Annotated in this window: 12 protein-coding genes; 4 read left to right on the top strand and 8 right to left on the bottom strand. The window is 71.2% G+C overall.

Translation table 11 applies throughout. The features are described from left to right. Nucleotides 1–36: 36 nt before the first annotated feature. Nucleotides 37–462 carry a MarR family transcriptional regulator gene (locus HDC93_RS01790; protein ID WP_311774476.1) on the bottom strand — a complete coding sequence of 142 codons (426 nt, stop codon included), beginning with the start codon at nucleotides 460–462 and terminating at the stop codon, nucleotides 37–39. 231 nt (nucleotides 463–693) lie between these two features. Here HDC93_RS01790 and HDC93_RS01785 point away from each other — a divergent pair, with 231 nt between their 5' ends. The 4 genes from HDC93_RS01785 to HDC93_RS01770 are packed head-to-tail and all read left to right on the top strand — an operon-like array spanning nucleotide 694 to nucleotide 4,475. Beyond that, complete coding sequence (locus HDC93_RS01785; RefSeq protein ID WP_311774465.1) at nucleotides 694–1,611, top strand: SDR family oxidoreductase; 918 nt, start codon at nucleotides 694–696, stop codon at nucleotides 1,609–1,611. 11 nt (nucleotides 1,612–1,622) lie between these two features. Then, nucleotides 1,623–2,498 (top strand): amidohydrolase family protein, encoded by an 876-nt coding sequence (locus HDC93_RS01780; RefSeq protein ID WP_185006934.1) that lies wholly within the window; start codon nucleotides 1,623–1,625, stop codon nucleotides 2,496–2,498. Nucleotides 2,499–2,508: 10 nt separating this feature from the next. Further along, a complete protein-coding gene (locus tag HDC93_RS01775; RefSeq protein WP_185006445.1) occupies nucleotides 2,509–4,011 on the top strand; it encodes a long-chain fatty acid--CoA ligase in 1,503 nt (500 codons plus the stop codon). An 8-nt stretch (nucleotides 4,012–4,019) separates the two neighbouring features. Next, the gene (locus HDC93_RS01770) at nucleotides 4,020–4,475 is read left to right on the top strand and encodes a MaoC family dehydratase (RefSeq protein WP_185006443.1); all 456 of its coding nucleotides are present in this window, start codon (nucleotides 4,020–4,022) and stop codon (nucleotides 4,473–4,475) included. On the opposite strand, the gene HDC93_RS01765 is transcribed toward HDC93_RS01770, so the two are convergent. The 7 genes from HDC93_RS01765 to HDC93_RS01735 form a co-directional block, all read right to left on the bottom strand. Beyond that, nucleotides 4,466–5,293 carry a PaaX family transcriptional regulator C-terminal domain-containing protein gene (locus HDC93_RS01765; protein ID WP_185006441.1) on the bottom strand — a complete coding sequence of 276 codons (828 nt, stop codon included), beginning with the start codon at nucleotides 5,291–5,293 and terminating at the stop codon, nucleotides 4,466–4,468. The two genes, HDC93_RS01770 and HDC93_RS01765, sit on opposite strands and share 10 nt — an antisense overlap. 66 nt (nucleotides 5,294–5,359) lie before the next feature. After that, a complete protein-coding gene (locus HDC93_RS01760) occupies nucleotides 5,360–7,039 on the bottom strand; it encodes a PHP domain-containing protein (RefSeq protein WP_185006439.1) in 1,680 nt (559 codons plus the stop codon). Between the two features lie 21 nt (nucleotides 7,040–7,060). Further along, nucleotides 7,061–8,887 (bottom strand): LamG-like jellyroll fold domain-containing protein, encoded by a 1,827-nt coding sequence (locus HDC93_RS01755; protein ID WP_185006437.1) that lies wholly within the window; start codon nucleotides 8,885–8,887, stop codon nucleotides 7,061–7,063. Nucleotides 8,888–8,921: 34 nt separating this feature from the next. Beyond that, complete coding sequence (locus tag HDC93_RS01750) at nucleotides 8,922–11,855, bottom strand: glycoside hydrolase family 2 TIM barrel-domain containing protein (protein ID WP_185006435.1); 2,934 nt, start codon at nucleotides 11,853–11,855, stop codon at nucleotides 8,922–8,924. A 2-nt stretch (nucleotides 11,856–11,857) separates the two neighbouring features. After that, nucleotides 11,858–12,730: an alkaline phosphatase family protein gene (locus HDC93_RS01745; RefSeq protein ID WP_185006932.1), complete on the bottom strand. Its 873-nt coding sequence runs from the start codon at nucleotides 12,728–12,730 to the stop codon at nucleotides 11,858–11,860. Between the two features lie 171 nt (nucleotides 12,731–12,901). Further along, entirely contained in the window at nucleotides 12,902–13,750 is an 849-nt protein-coding gene (locus HDC93_RS01740) for a carbohydrate ABC transporter permease (RefSeq protein ID WP_185006433.1), read from the bottom strand. Next, a complete protein-coding gene (locus HDC93_RS01735) occupies nucleotides 13,747–14,631 on the bottom strand; it encodes a carbohydrate ABC transporter permease (RefSeq protein WP_031111123.1) in 885 nt (294 codons plus the stop codon). Before HDC93_RS01735 ends, HDC93_RS01740 begins: the two co-directional genes overlap by 4 nt. Between the last annotated feature and the right edge of the window lie 84 nt (nucleotides 14,632–14,715).

Genomic DNA, 14,715 nt, shown 5'->3' with positions numbered 1-14,715 from the left:
GCATCTATCGTGCAGCCGTCAATCATTTGCACAACATCAGTTCAGGCCGTCCTCCGCGATCCGCAGCAGCAGCGCGTGCAGGGACTCCCGTTCGGCCGGGTCCAGCGGGCCCAGCAGTTCGCCGGTCACCCGCAGACCGGCCTCGTCGGTGTCGCGCAGGAAGTCGCGGCCGCTGTCGGTCAGCACGACGATCCGGCTGCGGCGGTCGTCCGGGGAGGGGCGGCGCTCGGCGAAGCCCAGCTTCTCCAGGTCGTCGACCAGGCCGACGATCGCGCTCGGGTCGTAGCCGAGCCGCGTGCTCAGTTCGCGCTGCAGGGCGCCGTCGGTGCCGGTGAGGAAGCGCAGCACCGCGTAGTGGCGCAGGCGCAGGCCCGACTCCTGGAGGCAGGCGTTGAAGAGCTGCCCCGAGCGCAGGCCCAGGCGGTACAGCAGGTAGCCCGTGTCGGCGTGCAGGCCGCGCATCCACGGCTCGTGGGCGTCGATGGGCTTCGCGGTGACGTTCTCGCGTGTGATGGCGGGCTCCCTGGGCTCGGTGCTGCTTCCTGCTGATTCCAGCATCCCGCACCCATGGGTCGGCAACAACTATTGACGTCAACAATTATTGCTCTTAGCTTCGATCTCGCAGTCGAACCCGTGCGACGTGCAGTCGAGCTCCAGCGACTCGCAGTCGAATCCGTGTGAAGGGACCCGCTCGTGCCCAGCATCGATCTCTCCGGCAAGGCCGCCGTCGTCACCGGCAGCGGTCGCGGCCTCGGCCTCGCCTACGCCCACGCCCTGGCCGCCCACGGTGCGTCCGTGGTCGTCAACGACGTCGACGAGGCGGTGGCCGAGGCGGCCGTGAAGTCCCTCGTGGAAGCGGGCGGCAGGGCCGTCGCCGAGGTCGTCCCGGTCGGTACCTCCGAGGCCGCCGAGCGGCTGGTGAACCGCGCGGTCGAGGAGTTCGGCCGGCTCGACGTGCTCGTCACCAACGCGGGCATCCTGCGCGACAAGGTCCTGTGGAAGATGACCGACGAGGACTTCGACGCGGTCCTCACCACCCACCTCAAGGGCACCTTCACCTGCGCCCGCGCCGCCGCCGTCCGGATGCGCGAGCAGGGCGAGGGCGGCTCGCTGATCCTGGTCGGCTCCCCGGCCGGCCAGCGCGGCAACTTCGGCCAGACGAACTACGCCGCGGCCAAGGCCGGCATCGCGGCGATGGCCCGTACCTGGTCGATGGAGCTGGGCCGCGCCGGCATCACGGTCAACGCGATCGTGCCGGTCGCGGCCACCGCGATGACCGAGACCATCCCGGCCTTCGCCCCGTACATCGAGGCCATGAGGAACGGCGAGCCGCTCCCGGACTTCCTGCGCAAGGGGGAGGGTTTCGGCACCCCCGAGGACTGCGCGGCCCTCGTCCCGTTCCTCGCCTCCGAGGCCGCCCGGGGCGTCACCGGTCAGTGCGTCGGCATCGGTGGGGACAAGGTGGCACTCTGGTCGCATCCGCAGGAGATCAGGGCGGCCTACGCCGACGGCGGCTGGACCCCGGACACGCTGGCCGACGCCTGGCCCACCTCGGTCGGTGCCGAGCTCCAGTCGGTCGGTATCCCGGCGCCGAAGTTCCCGGAGGCGTGATGGACCGCACGATGAACGTCGACGACCTGGTCGCCATCGACGTCCACACCCATGCCGAGGTCTCCTCCAAGGGACACTCCTCCCTGGACGACGACCTGCACGACGCCTCCTCCGCCTACTTCAAGGTCGAGGGCAAGCGGAAGCCGACCCTGGAGGAGACCGCCGCGTACTACCGCGAGCGGAACATGGCCGCCGTGATCTTCACGGTCGACGCCGAGTCCGCGACCGGCACCCCGCCCGTCCCCAACGAGGAGGTCGCCGAGGCGGCCGCCGCCAACGCCGACGTCCTCATCCCCTTCGCCTCCGTCGACCCCTTCCGGGGGAAGGCGGGAGTGCAGCAGGCCCGGCGGCTGGTCGAGGAGTACGGGGTGAAGGGCTTCAAGTTCCACCCCAGCATCCAGGGCTTCTTCCCCAACGACCGCGCGGTGGCGTACGACCTGTACGAGGTGATCGAGGAGACGGGCGCGATCGCCCTCTTCCACACCGGCCAGACGGGCATCGGCGCCGGAGTCCCCGGCGGGGGCGGGATCAGGCTGAAGTACTCCAACCCGCTCCACGTCGACGACGTGGCGGCCGACTTCCCGCACCTGAAGATCATCCTGGCGCACCCGTCCTTCCCCTGGCAGGACGAGGCCCTGGCCGTCGCCACGCACAAGCCGGGCGTGCACATCGACCTGTCCGGCTGGTCGCCGAAGTACTTCCCGCCACAGCTCGTGCAGTACGCGAACACGCTGCTGAAGGACAAGGTGCTCTTCGGCTCCGACTTCCCCGTCCTCACCCCCGACCGCTGGCTCGCCGACTTCGGCAAGCTGACGATCAAGGACGAGGTCCGGCCGAAGATCCTCAAGGAGAACGCGGCCCGCCTGCTCGGGCTGACGAAACCGTAAGGGGCGTGACATGCGCAACGAGGGACTGGGGTCATGGCCCGCACGCCGGGCCCGCAAGACCCCGCACCGCACCGCCCTGATCCACGGCGAGTCCGCCACCGACTACGGCGCCCTCCACACCCGCACCACCCGACTGGCCCACGCCCTGCGCGCCCGGGGCGTGCGCCGCGGCGACCGCATCGCCTACCTCGGCCCGAACCACCCCTCCTACCTGGAGACCCTGTTCGCGGCCGGCACGCTCGGCGCGGTCTTCGTCCCGCTCAACATCCGCCTCGCCGGCCCCGAGATCGCCTACCAGCTCGCCGACTCCGGCGCCCGAACCCTCGTCTACGGCCCGTCCTACGCCGGTCTGGTCGCCGGCCTGCCCGGCAGCACGGACGTCCGCGTCTATCTGGAGGTCGGCGGCGAGTACGAGGCGGCCGTCGCCGAGGCGCCCGCGGAGCCGATCGACGAACCGGTCGGCGCCGACGACACCTGCATCATCATGTACACCTCGGGTACGACCGGCCGCCCCAAGGGCGCCATGCTCACCCACGGCAACCTCACCTGGAACGCGGTCAACGTGCTCGTCGACACCGACCTGATCGCCGACGAACGCGCCCTGGTCTCCGCCCCGCTGTTCCACACGGCGGGCCTGAACATGCTGACCCTGCCGGTCCTGCTCAAGGGCGGCACCTGCGTCCTGGTCGACGCCTTCGACCCGGATGCCACCTTCGACCTCGTCGAACGCCACCGCATCACCTTCATGTTCGGCGTGCCGACGATGTTCGACCAACTGGCCCGCCACCCGCGCTGGCCGGACGCGGACCTCTCCTCGCTGCGCATCCTCACCTGCGGCGGCTCCCCGGTCCCCACCCCGCTGATCGAGGCGTACCAGGAGCGCGGCCTGACCTTCCTCCAGGGCTACGGCATGACCGAGGCCGCTCCCGGCACGCTCTTCATCGACGCCGAACACGCCGTCGCCAAGGCGGGATCCGCGGGCGTGCCGCACTTCTTCAGCGACGTCCGCGTCGTACGGCCGGACCTGTCGCCGGTGGACACCGGCGAGGTGGGCGAGGTCGTGGTGCGCGGCCCGCACGTCATGCCCGGCTACTGGGGGCTGCCCGAGGAGACGGCCGCCTCCTTCGCGGACGGCTGGTTCCGCAGCGGGGACGCCGCCCAGGTCGACGAGGACGGCTACGTCCACATCGTCGACCGCATCAAGGACATGATCATCTCGGGCGGGGAGAACATCTACCCCGCCGAGGTCGAGGACCGGCTCCTCGCCCACCCCGACATCGTCGAGTGCGCGGTGATCGGGGTGCCGGACGACAAGTGGGGCGAGGTGCCCCGCGCGGTCGTCGTGCCCCGCGAGGGCGCGGCCCTCGACCCCGACGAGGTGCTCGCCTCCCTCGCGGGCCGCCTCGCCAAGTACAAGATCCCGAAATCGGTGGTCCTCGCGGACGAACTCCCGCGCACCGCCTCGGGAAAGCTCCTCAAGTCCCGCGTCCGTACCCGCTACGGCAAGAGTTAAGGATCCGCATGAGCATCACCGTCAACGGCCTCGACGAACTCAAGAAGCTCGCCGGCAGCGACCTCGGCACCAGCGAGTGGATCGAGGTGACGCAGGAGCGCATCGACACCTTCGCCGACGCCACGGGCGACCACCAGTGGATCCACGTGGACCCCGAGCGCGCCAAGGAGGGCCCCTTCGGCGCCCCCATCGCCCACGGCTACCTCACGCTCTCCCTCTTCATCCCTCTGTTCACCGAGCTGCTGGACGTCCAGGGCGTGACGACGAAGGTCAACTACGGCCTCAACAAGGTGCGTTTCCCCTCACCGGTCAAGGCCGGCTCCCACATCCGCCTGACGGCGAAGCTCGCCGAGGTCGAGGAGGTGCCGGGCGGTGTGCAGATCACCGTCGAGGGCGCCATCGAGATCGAGGGCGCCACCAAGCCGGCCGCGGTGCTGCAGAGCCTGTCGCGGTTCTACGCCTGAGGCCGCGCGGGCAGCAGGTCCAGAAGGCGTTCCGAGGCCTCGTGGGCGAGCGGTGAGAGCCGTTCGTGCACGGTCCGGAACGTCTTCTCGGCCGGTTCGGCCGGCCAGTCGTCCGGCAGGTGCCCGACGGGCAGCCGTGGGTCGCGCCGGACGATCTGCAGCCACTCCGTCTGCAGGCGCAGGCGCAGCACGAGGGCGTCGCCGGCGTCCGGCAGGTCGTCCTCCCAGGGCTGCCAGCGCTCCACGAACCCCTGGTAGCGCCCGGCCAGGTCGGACAGTTCCCAGGTCTCCTCGATCATCTGGCCGATGTCCGTGCCGGTGTCCGCGTGCGCCCGGAACACCTTCACATGGGCGGACAGGCCGAGCTCGGCCACCAGGGCCGACACGTCGACCTCGCCAGGGGCGATCCACAGGCCGTTGAACAGCGGGCCGAAACCGCTCCAGGTCAGCTGGGAACGCAGGTCGTGGCGCCGGCGCTGCCAGGACTCCGGCAGGGAGAAGCCGAGCAGCGTCCAGGTGCCGTCCCAGTGCCGGTTGACGGCGCCCGTCTGCCAGATGCGCCGCTCGCCGTCGCGCAGCACCGCCTCCGAGCGTTCGGTCAGCCCGAAGTACATGCGGCGGCCCTCGCGCTGCCGGCGCAGCAGGTCACGGCCCACCATGCGGCTCAGCGTGGAGCGCGTGGCCTGCTCGCCGATCCCGGCCCGGGCGAACACGTCGATGACGCTGCCCGAGTACACGCACACGTCACGGCCGAGCACCTGGTCGCCCAGGAACGTCAGCATCAGGGACTGGGGCCGCAGCGACTCTTCACCGGTCACGCGGCCCACCGTACCTCCGCTCGCCCCGTCCGCTCGATCGGTCCGTGACCTGCTGGTACCCGGAGGTCAGGAACCCTCGACGTCGACGAAGAGGGGGTTCGAGTAGAACCACGTGTCCGCCCACGGGTCACCGTCCCCGGGCGCGTGCGGCACCGGCCCGTGCGGGTCGACCCACGCGCCGAGGTAGCCGGGGCCGTTGCGGTTGCCGTCGCTGCCGCGCAGCCGGACGTAGAAGGATTCCTCGCCCGCGGTCAGCGGGATGCGCAGCGTGTAGGTGCCCGTGCGGCCCGAGACGTCCTTCGACTCGACGACCCGGGTGTCGGGTGCCTTCCAGGTGTCGCGGTCGGCGACCGGGCCGCGCACCGCGCCGCGGACGACGTCCACGTGCGCCAACTGGGGCAGGATCCCCTGCGGGTTGGGCCGCGACGCGGTCGTCACCGTGACGTCGAGGGTGAGCTTCTCGCCCTTGCGCACCCGCAGCCGGCCGCCGAGTGTCACGCCCCGGCCCCGGTCGCGGTCCCGGGTCAGGCGGACGTCGAGCCCGTCGAGCAGATGCCCGTGGTCCAGCCAGACCCGGCCCGCACGCATCCCCGCCATCACCGCGCGGTAGCCGTAGCGGGTCACGCCCACGTGGGTGCGGCTGAACTGGCCGGGCCAGAAGTCGCTGCCGGGCTGCGGGGTGTCTGTGTTCACCGGGTCGGGCAGCTTGCCGGTGGTGTCGAAGGTCTGGCCGGGCTGCCAGTCGCCGTTCTTCCAGGTGTCGAAGACGATGCGGTGGGCGTCGGAGTTGGTGGTGATCGAGAACAGCCGGCCCTCGGCCAGCATCGAGTCCCACAGGCCGCCGACCGTCGCGGTCGCCCAGTCGAAGCCGCCGTAGGTGAGGTAGGCGTCCGCCGGGTAGCCGGGCCAGGACTGCGCCGACGGCTTGTTCTCGTACTCGCCGCGGATCGAGTTCGCCCCGCGCCGGCCGGGGATGGCCGCACCCTGGGCACCGGGCGCGCCCTCCATGCCGATCATGATCTCGGGCGCCGCGTCCCGCCAGTTGCGCATCTCGTGCGGGGAGTCGATGCCCAGGCGCATGGGGTGGTTGGCGAGCACCAGTACGTCGTCGACGTAGCCCGAACGGCGTTGCGCGGCCAGCCACTTGATCGCCATGATTGCGTGTGCCTCGTTGCGGGCGGTGTCCGTGTCGGCCGGGCCGCCCTTGTCGTAGGCGAGGAGTTTGCCGTCGTAGGCGCTCTCGAAGCGGGTCAGCACGTCGACCTCGTGCCGGCCGGGCGCGGTGAACACCGTGCAGTGTTCGGCCGCCGGGATGTACCACTCCAGGCCCTGGAAGATCAGCTGACGCGGGTTCTCGGCACGTGCCTTCAGGATCTCCTGGTGCTCCAGGGCGGCCCCGAAGTCGGCGTGCCCGAAGTTGGAGTGCTCGGTGAACACCATCCAGTCCAGGCCGTACTCGGCGCCCGCGGCGGCGAGCTGGGAGAACGTGTACTTGGCGTCGTGGCTGTACACGGAGTGGATGTGGTGGTCGCCGACGAGGTAGGCGAGGCGCGGGTCCTCCCCGCCCGGTCGTCTGTCACCGGCGGCCAGGGCGGGAGTCCCGGTGGTCGCCGCCGAGCCCAGGGCGAACGCGGCGCCGAACAGGCCCGCGCGGCGCAGGAGCCCGCGACGGGAGACGCCCTGCGGGTCGAGGGCGGTGGGGGAGACGGACGGATCGGCCCAGGTGGGCAGTTGCTGCTCGGTCATGATCGGGGGCCCTTCGGGATCTCAGTGATTCATGAAGGAGGTGACGGGCAGCGCCCGGGCGACGATCCGGACGTCGCCGAGCCGGCCGTGGAAGATCTGGTCGATCTTCCCGCCGTACTCGTAGCCGCCGAGCAGCCACGGCAGGCCGACGGAGGTGATGCCGGCGGAGGGCGCCTTGGGATTGCGGAGCACCGGGCAGCCCTCGACGTAGAGCGTGGTGTGCCCGCCGTCGTTGACGACCGCGAGGTGCCACCAGGTCTCCAGCGGCGTCTCGTGGCCCCAGTTGGTGGCGATGCCCTGCTGGTCGAGCGGGCGCATCGCCCACTGCGGTTCCCGGTCGTTGGACAGGGACAGTGTGGCCAGCGGCTCGTCGGGGTCGTCGGCGGTCTTCCCGGCGGCGCCGCCCGTGCCCGTGCGGGAGACCAGACCCGACCAGGCGTTGTGGTCCGGGTCCCAGTCGGCGGGCAGCCGGTAGAACGCCTCGATGGTGTAACCGTCCCCGAACGTCGCCGCGTTGAGCGGAGCGCCGTCGACCGTCCTCAGATACGCGCCCTTCAGCGGGGACTTGAAGCCCTGGAACTCCAGGCTGCCGTGGCCCGGCTGGTCGGGATGGTGGTCGGCCGACCAGCCCAGCGCACCGCCCCCGACGGCGACCAGGGAGAGGTCGTTGCCCCGCCCGGACAGGTCGCGGACCCTCCCGTCCACGGGCTTCTCGAAACGCCAGTACGCCACCGTGCCCGGCAGCAGCATCGTCGAGACGGGCCGAGCCGGCCGTGCGGGTACGGGGGCGAAGCCGGAGAACCGCTTCCGGAAGTCGATCTCGACGGAGAAGCGGTCGGCGTCGCCGCTCAGCTCCATCTCCTGCCGCTCCAGCTCGTTGAGCCCCTTCGCCGCCCGGCCCAGGATCCACGGCGAGAGCGTCTCCACGTCGATCACGCCGCGGTCCAGGTCGAAGCGGTAGAGGCGGATCATCGCCGCGCCGCCGAAGTAGCGGTTCTGGTAGTTCGTCAGATGCAGATGGACCTCGTGCCCGGCCGCGTTCCTCCGGGTCGCGCGGGCGGCGGGCCAGTAGTGCCCGCCCAGGGCCAGGAAGATCTGGTCGTGGTCCTCGATGAGCCGGTCCCACAGCTGCTGCCCGTAGTCCGACAACGTGTCGTCCTCGACGACCAGTTCGTGCGTCGTGAGGATCACCGGCGTCTTCGGGTGCTTCGCCAGTACGCCCTTGGCCCACGCGTAACCCTGCGGCGACAGCCGCCAGTCCAGGGCCAGCACCAGCCACTCCCGGCCGCCCGCCTGGAACCGGTGGAAGGAGTTGTAGCCGTCCGGGGAGGCCCCGCCGAACGTCCGCTGCTCCTCGAACCGCCGCGGCCCGAAGGCGTCCAGGTACGGGGTGCTGCCGCGCTGGTCGGTCGTCGACGACTTCACGTCGTGGTTGCCGGCCAGGACGCTGTAGCCGACGCCCCGCCGCTCCAGCAGCCGGAACGCCTCCCCGATCGCGGCGAACTCCTCCTTCGCGCCGTTCTGCGTGAGGTCACCGAGATGGGACAGGAAGACGATGTTCTCCTCCCGGCCGTGCTCCAGCAAATAGCGCAGCGAGGCCTCGACCGGCGCCTTGTCGATGCTCGGCCCGTCGAAGAGATACTGCGTGTCCGGCATCACCGCGAGCGTGAAGCGGCGGATGCGCGGGTCGGGGCGCCACGTCGAGGTCGCCGCCTCGGCGGTGACGGCCGGCAGCGCGGTCACCGCCGCCGCCGTCGCGCCGAGCAGCGCCGTCGCACGGAGGAAACCGCGTCGTCCGGCACCGGCCTGGGGCGCCTCGCCCAGGTCGTGGTCATGCGAAGTGCACACGGCTGCTCCATGGGGTGACTGAGAGGGGAGGGACTCAGAGAACGCGCAGGGTCCAGCTCCAGCGGTGGACCCCTGCCGCGACGAGGTAGGAAGCGAAGGTGTCGGGCCCGCAGGAGGCCGTGCCCAGTCCGCGGTGCGCCGCGTCGATGTGCACCACGCACCCGGCTCGCGGCACCAGTTCGTCATGGTGCGCGACGGCGGCGAGATCGGCCGCGCGATGCCGGGTCACGGAGACCTGGCGGGCCCGGTCCAGCCGCACCGCGAGGCCGGTGGCGTCGGGCGCGGACAGCGTGAACCGCCGTACGCCGTGCCGCCCGCCGCTCTCCTGCGGCCGCAGATAGGGCGTGAACAGCTCGTCCACCGGGAGGCGGTGGTGGCCGACGGGCGCGCCCGCGGCCCGGTCCGGATACGACTCCCAGGGGCCCTGCCCGAACCACTCCAGCAGGCTCAGCCCGGGAACCGTCTCGAACACGGTCCCGACGCGGGCCACGTCGTGCAGCGCCTCGGGCAGTTCGGCGCTCTCGTCGACGATCAGCCCGCCGTCCACGGCCGTCAGCACCTGCTCGTGCCGGACGGTCCCGCCCGCGCAGAGGTAGTCGGACACCACGGCGACCCGGCCGGGGGACCGCCGTACGGAGACGACCTCGCGGGCGGGCGCCTCCAGAGCCCAGTCCCGCCAGCGGTCCGCCATGCCGCCCAGTACGTCGTTGTCGGTCGGCGCCCGCCACAGCGACAGGGTGGGCGCGGCCGTCAGCAGCGGATGGACCAGCAGCCCGTCCTCGTCGACCTCGACCGTGCCGTCCGGCACCCGGGTGTGCGCCGGCGGGAGCGCCGCCCGCAGCCGCACCTGCGGCAGGCACACCACCGTGCCGCGCGGTGCCCACGGCTCGTCCCCGGCCGTCGTGACCCGCAGGGTCAGCCACGCCTCGCCGCCGTCCTCCGGCACCGCGAAAGGCAGCGGCACCGCGGCCGTCTCGCCGGGCCGCAGAGCGGGCAGTTCGGCGGGCGCCGTCAGGGTGTCGCCGTCGGCGAGGGACAGCTCCCACTCGCCGGACAGCCATTCCAGGCCCCGGAAGTGCTGGTGGTTGCCCAGGACGACGCCCTCGTGCCGGAAGGCCTCGATCCGCACCGGCGCGGCGATCTCCCGGTGCTCGAACATCACCGGCTTGGGGGTGCGGTCGGGAAAGACGACCCCGTCGGCGATGAAGGCGCCGTCGTGGTCCGTCTCCCCGAAGTCGCCGCCGTACGCCCAGCGGTGCCCGGGCGCGGCGACACCGTTGTCGTGGAGCCCGGCGCCCCCACGCCCGGCCGGTCTGCCGTCGTTCACACGCTGGAGGATGCCGTGGTCCCGGAACTCCCAGATGAACCCGCCCTGAAGACCCGGGGTGGCCTCGATGGCCGCCCAATGGTCCGCCAGCGTGCCGTTGCTGTTGCCCATGGCGTGCGAGTACTCGCACTGCACGAGCGGCTTGGTCTGCGTACCGGACAGGGCGTGCGCGAGGCACTCCTCCAGTGGGGCGTACATCGGGCAGGCGATGTCGGAGGCCAGGTCCGGACCGGCCCAGCCGCGCTTGGCCGCGCCCTCGTACTGCACCGGCCGGGTCGGGTCGTGCCGGCGCACCCACCCCGCCGCCGCGTCGTGGTTCGCGCCGTAGTCGGACTCGTTGCCCAGCGACCAGATGACGACGCACGGGTGGTTCTTGTCCCGCAGCACCATCCGCGCGACCCGGTCCACGAACGCGCCCAGGTACCGCGGGTCGTCGGCGGTCTCGTGCGCGTGGTCGTGGGACTCGATGTCGGCCTCGTCGACGACGTAGAAGCCGAGCTCGTCGGCCAGGTCGTACAGGGCCGGGTCGTTCGGGTAGTGCGCGGTGCGGATCGCGTTGAAACCGAACCGCTTCAGCAGGACGAGGTCCGCGCGCATGTCGTCGTGGGTCACCGTCCGCCCGGTCAGCGGGTGGAAGTCGTGCCGGTTGACGCCGCGGATGAACACCCGCTCACCGTTGACCAGCAGGTCCCTGCCGTCGATCTCCACGTCGCGGAAGCCGACGCGGTGCCGGGAGGTGTCGGCGACCGTGCCGTCGGCGCGGTGGAGGCGGACGGTCAGGCCGTACAGCTCGGGCGTCTCGGCGTTCCAGGTGCGCACGTCCGGTACGGCGGTACGCAGCCGCGCCTCCCCGAGGAAGTCGGAGACGCGCTCGTCCTCGGCGTTGGCCCGGTCGAACTCCGTGTCCTGCGTGAGCGGGTGCCCCTCCAGCTCGCCGCTGACGTACCAGCCCTCGGGCAGCGCCCCGCCCGCGTCCCGCACCCGGCACTCCACCAGCAGGTCGCCGTCCCGCCGGGCGCGCACGGTCACGTCCGCGAGATGCAGGGGGTCGACGGCGTACAGCAGCACCGAGCGGGTGATCCCGCCGTGCCACCACTGGTCCTGGTCCTCGATGTGCGAGGCGTCCGACCACTTGACCACGGTCAGGCGCACGGTGGCCCGCTCCCCGGGGCGCACCACCGGCGTGAGGTCGAACTCGGCGGCCAGGTGCGAGTCCTTGGAGATCCCGACTGGCCTCCCGTCCACGTGCACCAGCAGCACGCTCTCGGCGGCCCCGACCTGGAGCACGACTCGCCGCCCGGCCCACTCGACGGGCACGTCCACGGAACGCTCGTACACCCCGGTCGGGTTGGCGGCGGGCACGCCCGGCGGGAACTCGGGGAACGGCATGCGGATGTTCAGGTACTGCGGGAGGTCGTCGGTGCCCTGCATGGTCCACACACCGGGCACGTACGACGACGACCAGACCTCCCCGGGCGGGGCGTCCGGCGCGGGCAGCAGCTGGAAGCGCCAGTCGCCGTCGAGCCGGACGGCTCCGGGGCGCCGGTCGACGGCGTTCATCGGCAGCCGCCCCCAGGAGGTCACCTCGGGCGCCTCCCAGGGGCGCAGGGCTGTCAGGGGATCGAGGGGAGCGTCGTTCATGATCATTCCGAAGTCGGTGCGGTGGGCCCGGGCAGCACACGGCCCTGCAGACCCCAGGCGGGGTTCACGGGGACGCCGAGACGGTCCAGGACAGTGGGGGCGATGTCGACGAGGCGGGGTGTGTCGAGCCGGGTGCCCGCGGGCCGGGCGGGTCGGCCCGGTTCGGCGAGGATGACGAAGACCTCCCGTTCGGCGCGGGAGTCGCCGCCGTGGCCACCGGAGTCGAGGTGCCCGTGGTCCGTGGTGATCAGCACGGTCCAGTGCTCCTCGGCGCGGCCGGGGTCCGCCGCCCGGGCCTCGATCGCCGCGAGCAGCTGCCCGAGGTGGGCGTCCTGGGCGAGGAGGGCCCGGTCGTAGGCGGGGGAGAGAGGGCCCGTGTCGTGACCGGCCTCGTCGGTGGCGCCGAAGTACACGAACAGCGCGTCCGGGTCGGACGTGGTGAGCCAGCGCAGGGCCGTGCGGGCGACGCGGCGGTCCGCGGTCTCGTAGCCCCTGGATTCGCCGTTGTGGCGCACCCGTCGACCGATGGTCCGGCCTAGGGTGCCGCGGCGGACCAGGGCCGGCCAGGACACCGCGGCCACCGTCCGCAGACCGGGCCGGGCGCGGGCGGCTCGGGTCAGGAAGTCGGGGTAGCGGGCGTAGTCGGCGCCTTTGAAATCGTTGCCGGTGACCCCGTGGCGGTCGGGCCACACCCCGGTGAGGATGCTCGACCAGCCGGGGCCGGAGTCGGTGCAGGCCGTGCCGGCCCAGGGCTCGTCGTCCGCTCGGCCGTAGGGCAGCAGGCTCGTGCCGACGGCGCCTTCGGCCATCAGGGCGTGCAGGACCGGGGCGTTGGCCGGCGAGTGGGTCAGCCGGTCGTAGCGCAGGCCGTCCATGCCGACGACGAGCACCTTGGGGCGTCGGCTCTCGGGGTTGACGTCCGTCACTGGGTGCCTCTCTCGTGTGGTGACCAAGCGCTCGGGACCGCCGCCCGTTCTCGGCTGCGCATCCGTTGCGGCTGGTCGCGCAGTTCCCCGCGCCCCTTCAGGGCGCGGCCCCGACGGGCGTCAACTCCCTTGTACCGCCCCCTCCGTGGCCCCCGCGATGAACCCGCGGGCGAAGATCGTGAAGACCACGACCAGCGGCACGGACGCCATGAGGACCCCGGCCATGACCATGCTGTAGTCGGTGGTGTGGCCGACGTGGAGCTGGGCCAGGGCCACCTGGAGGGTGAGGTGGGTGGGGTCGTTGAGCACGACCAGCGGCCAGATGTAGTCGTTCCAGGCGCCGACGAAGGCGTAGATGGCGAGGAAGGACAGTGCGGGCTTGATCATCGGCAGCACGATGTTCCAGTACTGGCGGAAGAACCCCGCGCCGTCGATGCGCGCGGCGTCGAGGAGTTCGTCCGGCACGCCGCTCTCTATGTACTGGCGCAGCCAGAAGATGCCGAAGGCGTTGGCGAGGGCGGGCAGGACGAGCGCCTTGAGCGTGCCGACCCAGCCGATGTCGGACATGAGGATGAACTGCGGGAGGACGGCCAGCTGGAGCGGCAGCATCATGAACCCCACCAGCAGGGCGAACAGCGTCTTGCGGCCGGGGAAGTCGAACTTGGCGAACACGAACGCCGCCAGGGAGTCGACGAACAGGACCAGGACGGTCGTGACGCTCGCGACGACGAGCGTGTTCAGCATCGACCCGAAGAAGTCGATGGTGTCCAGCACGTGCCGGACGTTCTCCAGCAGGTGGGAGCCGAAGGTCAGCTTCGGCGGGCTCTTGTAGATGTCCTCGGTGGTGTTCGTCGCCATGACGATCGTCCACACGAACGGGAAGACCGAGACCAGCACGGCCAGGATGAGGACGATGTGCGCGGTCAGGCCCTTGGGACGCCGGGACCGCCTGGGGACCACTGCGGTCATGACTTCCTCCCGCGCTGGACCAGACGCCAGTTGACGACGACCAGCACCATGATCAGTACGAAGAAGGCCCACACGATGGCCGCGCCGTAGCCGTAGTCGTTGTTGACGAAGGCCGACTGGTAGAAGTACAGCAGCGTCGTCAGGCCCGCCTGGCCGGGGCCGCCGAGGTTCGGGTTGGCGGCGTTGCTGCCGAACAGGACCTGGGGTTCGCTGAAGCTCTGCAGGCCGTTGATGGTCGAGATGATGACGGTGAACAGGATGATCGGCCGCATGATCGGCATGGTGATCTGGAAGAACGTACGGATCGGCCCGGCGCCGTCCAGCCTGGCCGCCTCGTAGATCTGGGTGGGGATGGCCTGGAGGCCGGCCAGATAGATGATCATGTTGTATCCGGTCCACATCCAGGTCATCAGCAGCGCGATGACCAGCTTGATCAGCCACGGATTGCTCAGCCACGGCACGGGCGAGATCCCGACCGTGCCCAGGATCGCGTTGACCAGGCCGAAGTTGTTGCTGAACACCGCGCCGAAGAAGATCGACACGGCGACGATCGAGGTGACGTTCGGTACGTACAGGGCGATGCGGTAGAAGCCCTTGAAGCGGCGCACCGAGTGCAGCAGCGTCGCCAGCACCAGGGCGCCGAACAGCGTGGGGACGGTGGACAGCACCCAGATCACCAGGGTGTTGCGGATCGACAGCCAGAAGACCGGGTCGTCCCACAGGAAGCGGAACTGCTGCAACCCCACGAACTGCACGCTGCCCAGGCCGTCCCAGCGCTGGAAGGCGAGATACAGCGAGTAGAAGACCGGGAAGAACGAGAAGACGCCGAAGATCAGGAAGAAGGGCGAGATCGCGAGGTACTGCCGCCAGTGGGACAGCACACCACGACGCCCTGGCCGCACGGCACCCGCGGGCGGCGTGCGCCGCGGGCGGAAGCGGGCCGGGCCGGGCCCGCCGTGGTGCCG

Origin of the sequence: Streptomyces sp. AK010 (assembly GCF_014207295.1) — a bacterium.
Classification (GTDB): domain Bacteria; phylum Actinomycetota; class Actinomycetes; order Streptomycetales; family Streptomycetaceae; genus Streptomyces; species Streptomyces massasporeus.
The sequence above is the reverse complement of the archived record's forward strand: the minus strand, read 5'-3'. Positions and strand labels throughout refer to the sequence as shown.

Coding starts and splice junctions, on each gene's coding strand:
- HDC93_RS01760 (WP_185006439.1), bottom strand. CDS start 7,039: ATGACCGAGCAGCAACTGCCCACCTGGGCCGATCCGTCCGTCTCCCCC.
- HDC93_RS01750 (WP_185006435.1), bottom strand. CDS start 11,855: ATGAACGACGCTCCCCTCGATCCCCTGACAGCCCTGCGCCCCTGGGAG.
- HDC93_RS01745 (WP_185006932.1), bottom strand. CDS start 12,730: ATGGACGGCCTGCGCTACGACCGGCTGACCCACTCGCCGGCCAACGCC.
- HDC93_RS01790 (WP_311774476.1), bottom strand. CDS start 462: ATGCGCGGCCTGCACGCCGACACGGGCTACCTGCTGTACCGCCTGGGC.
- HDC93_RS01775 (WP_185006445.1), top strand. CDS start 2,509: ATGCGCAACGAGGGACTGGGGTCATGGCCCGCACGCCGGGCCCGCAAG.
- HDC93_RS01770 (WP_185006443.1), top strand. CDS start 4,020: ATGAGCATCACCGTCAACGGCCTCGACGAACTCAAGAAGCTCGCCGGC.
- HDC93_RS01740 (WP_185006433.1), bottom strand. CDS start 13,750: ATGACCGCAGTGGTCCCCAGGCGGTCCCGGCGTCCCAAGGGCCTGACC.
- HDC93_RS01780 (WP_185006934.1), top strand. CDS start 1,623: ATGAACGTCGACGACCTGGTCGCCATCGACGTCCACACCCATGCCGAG.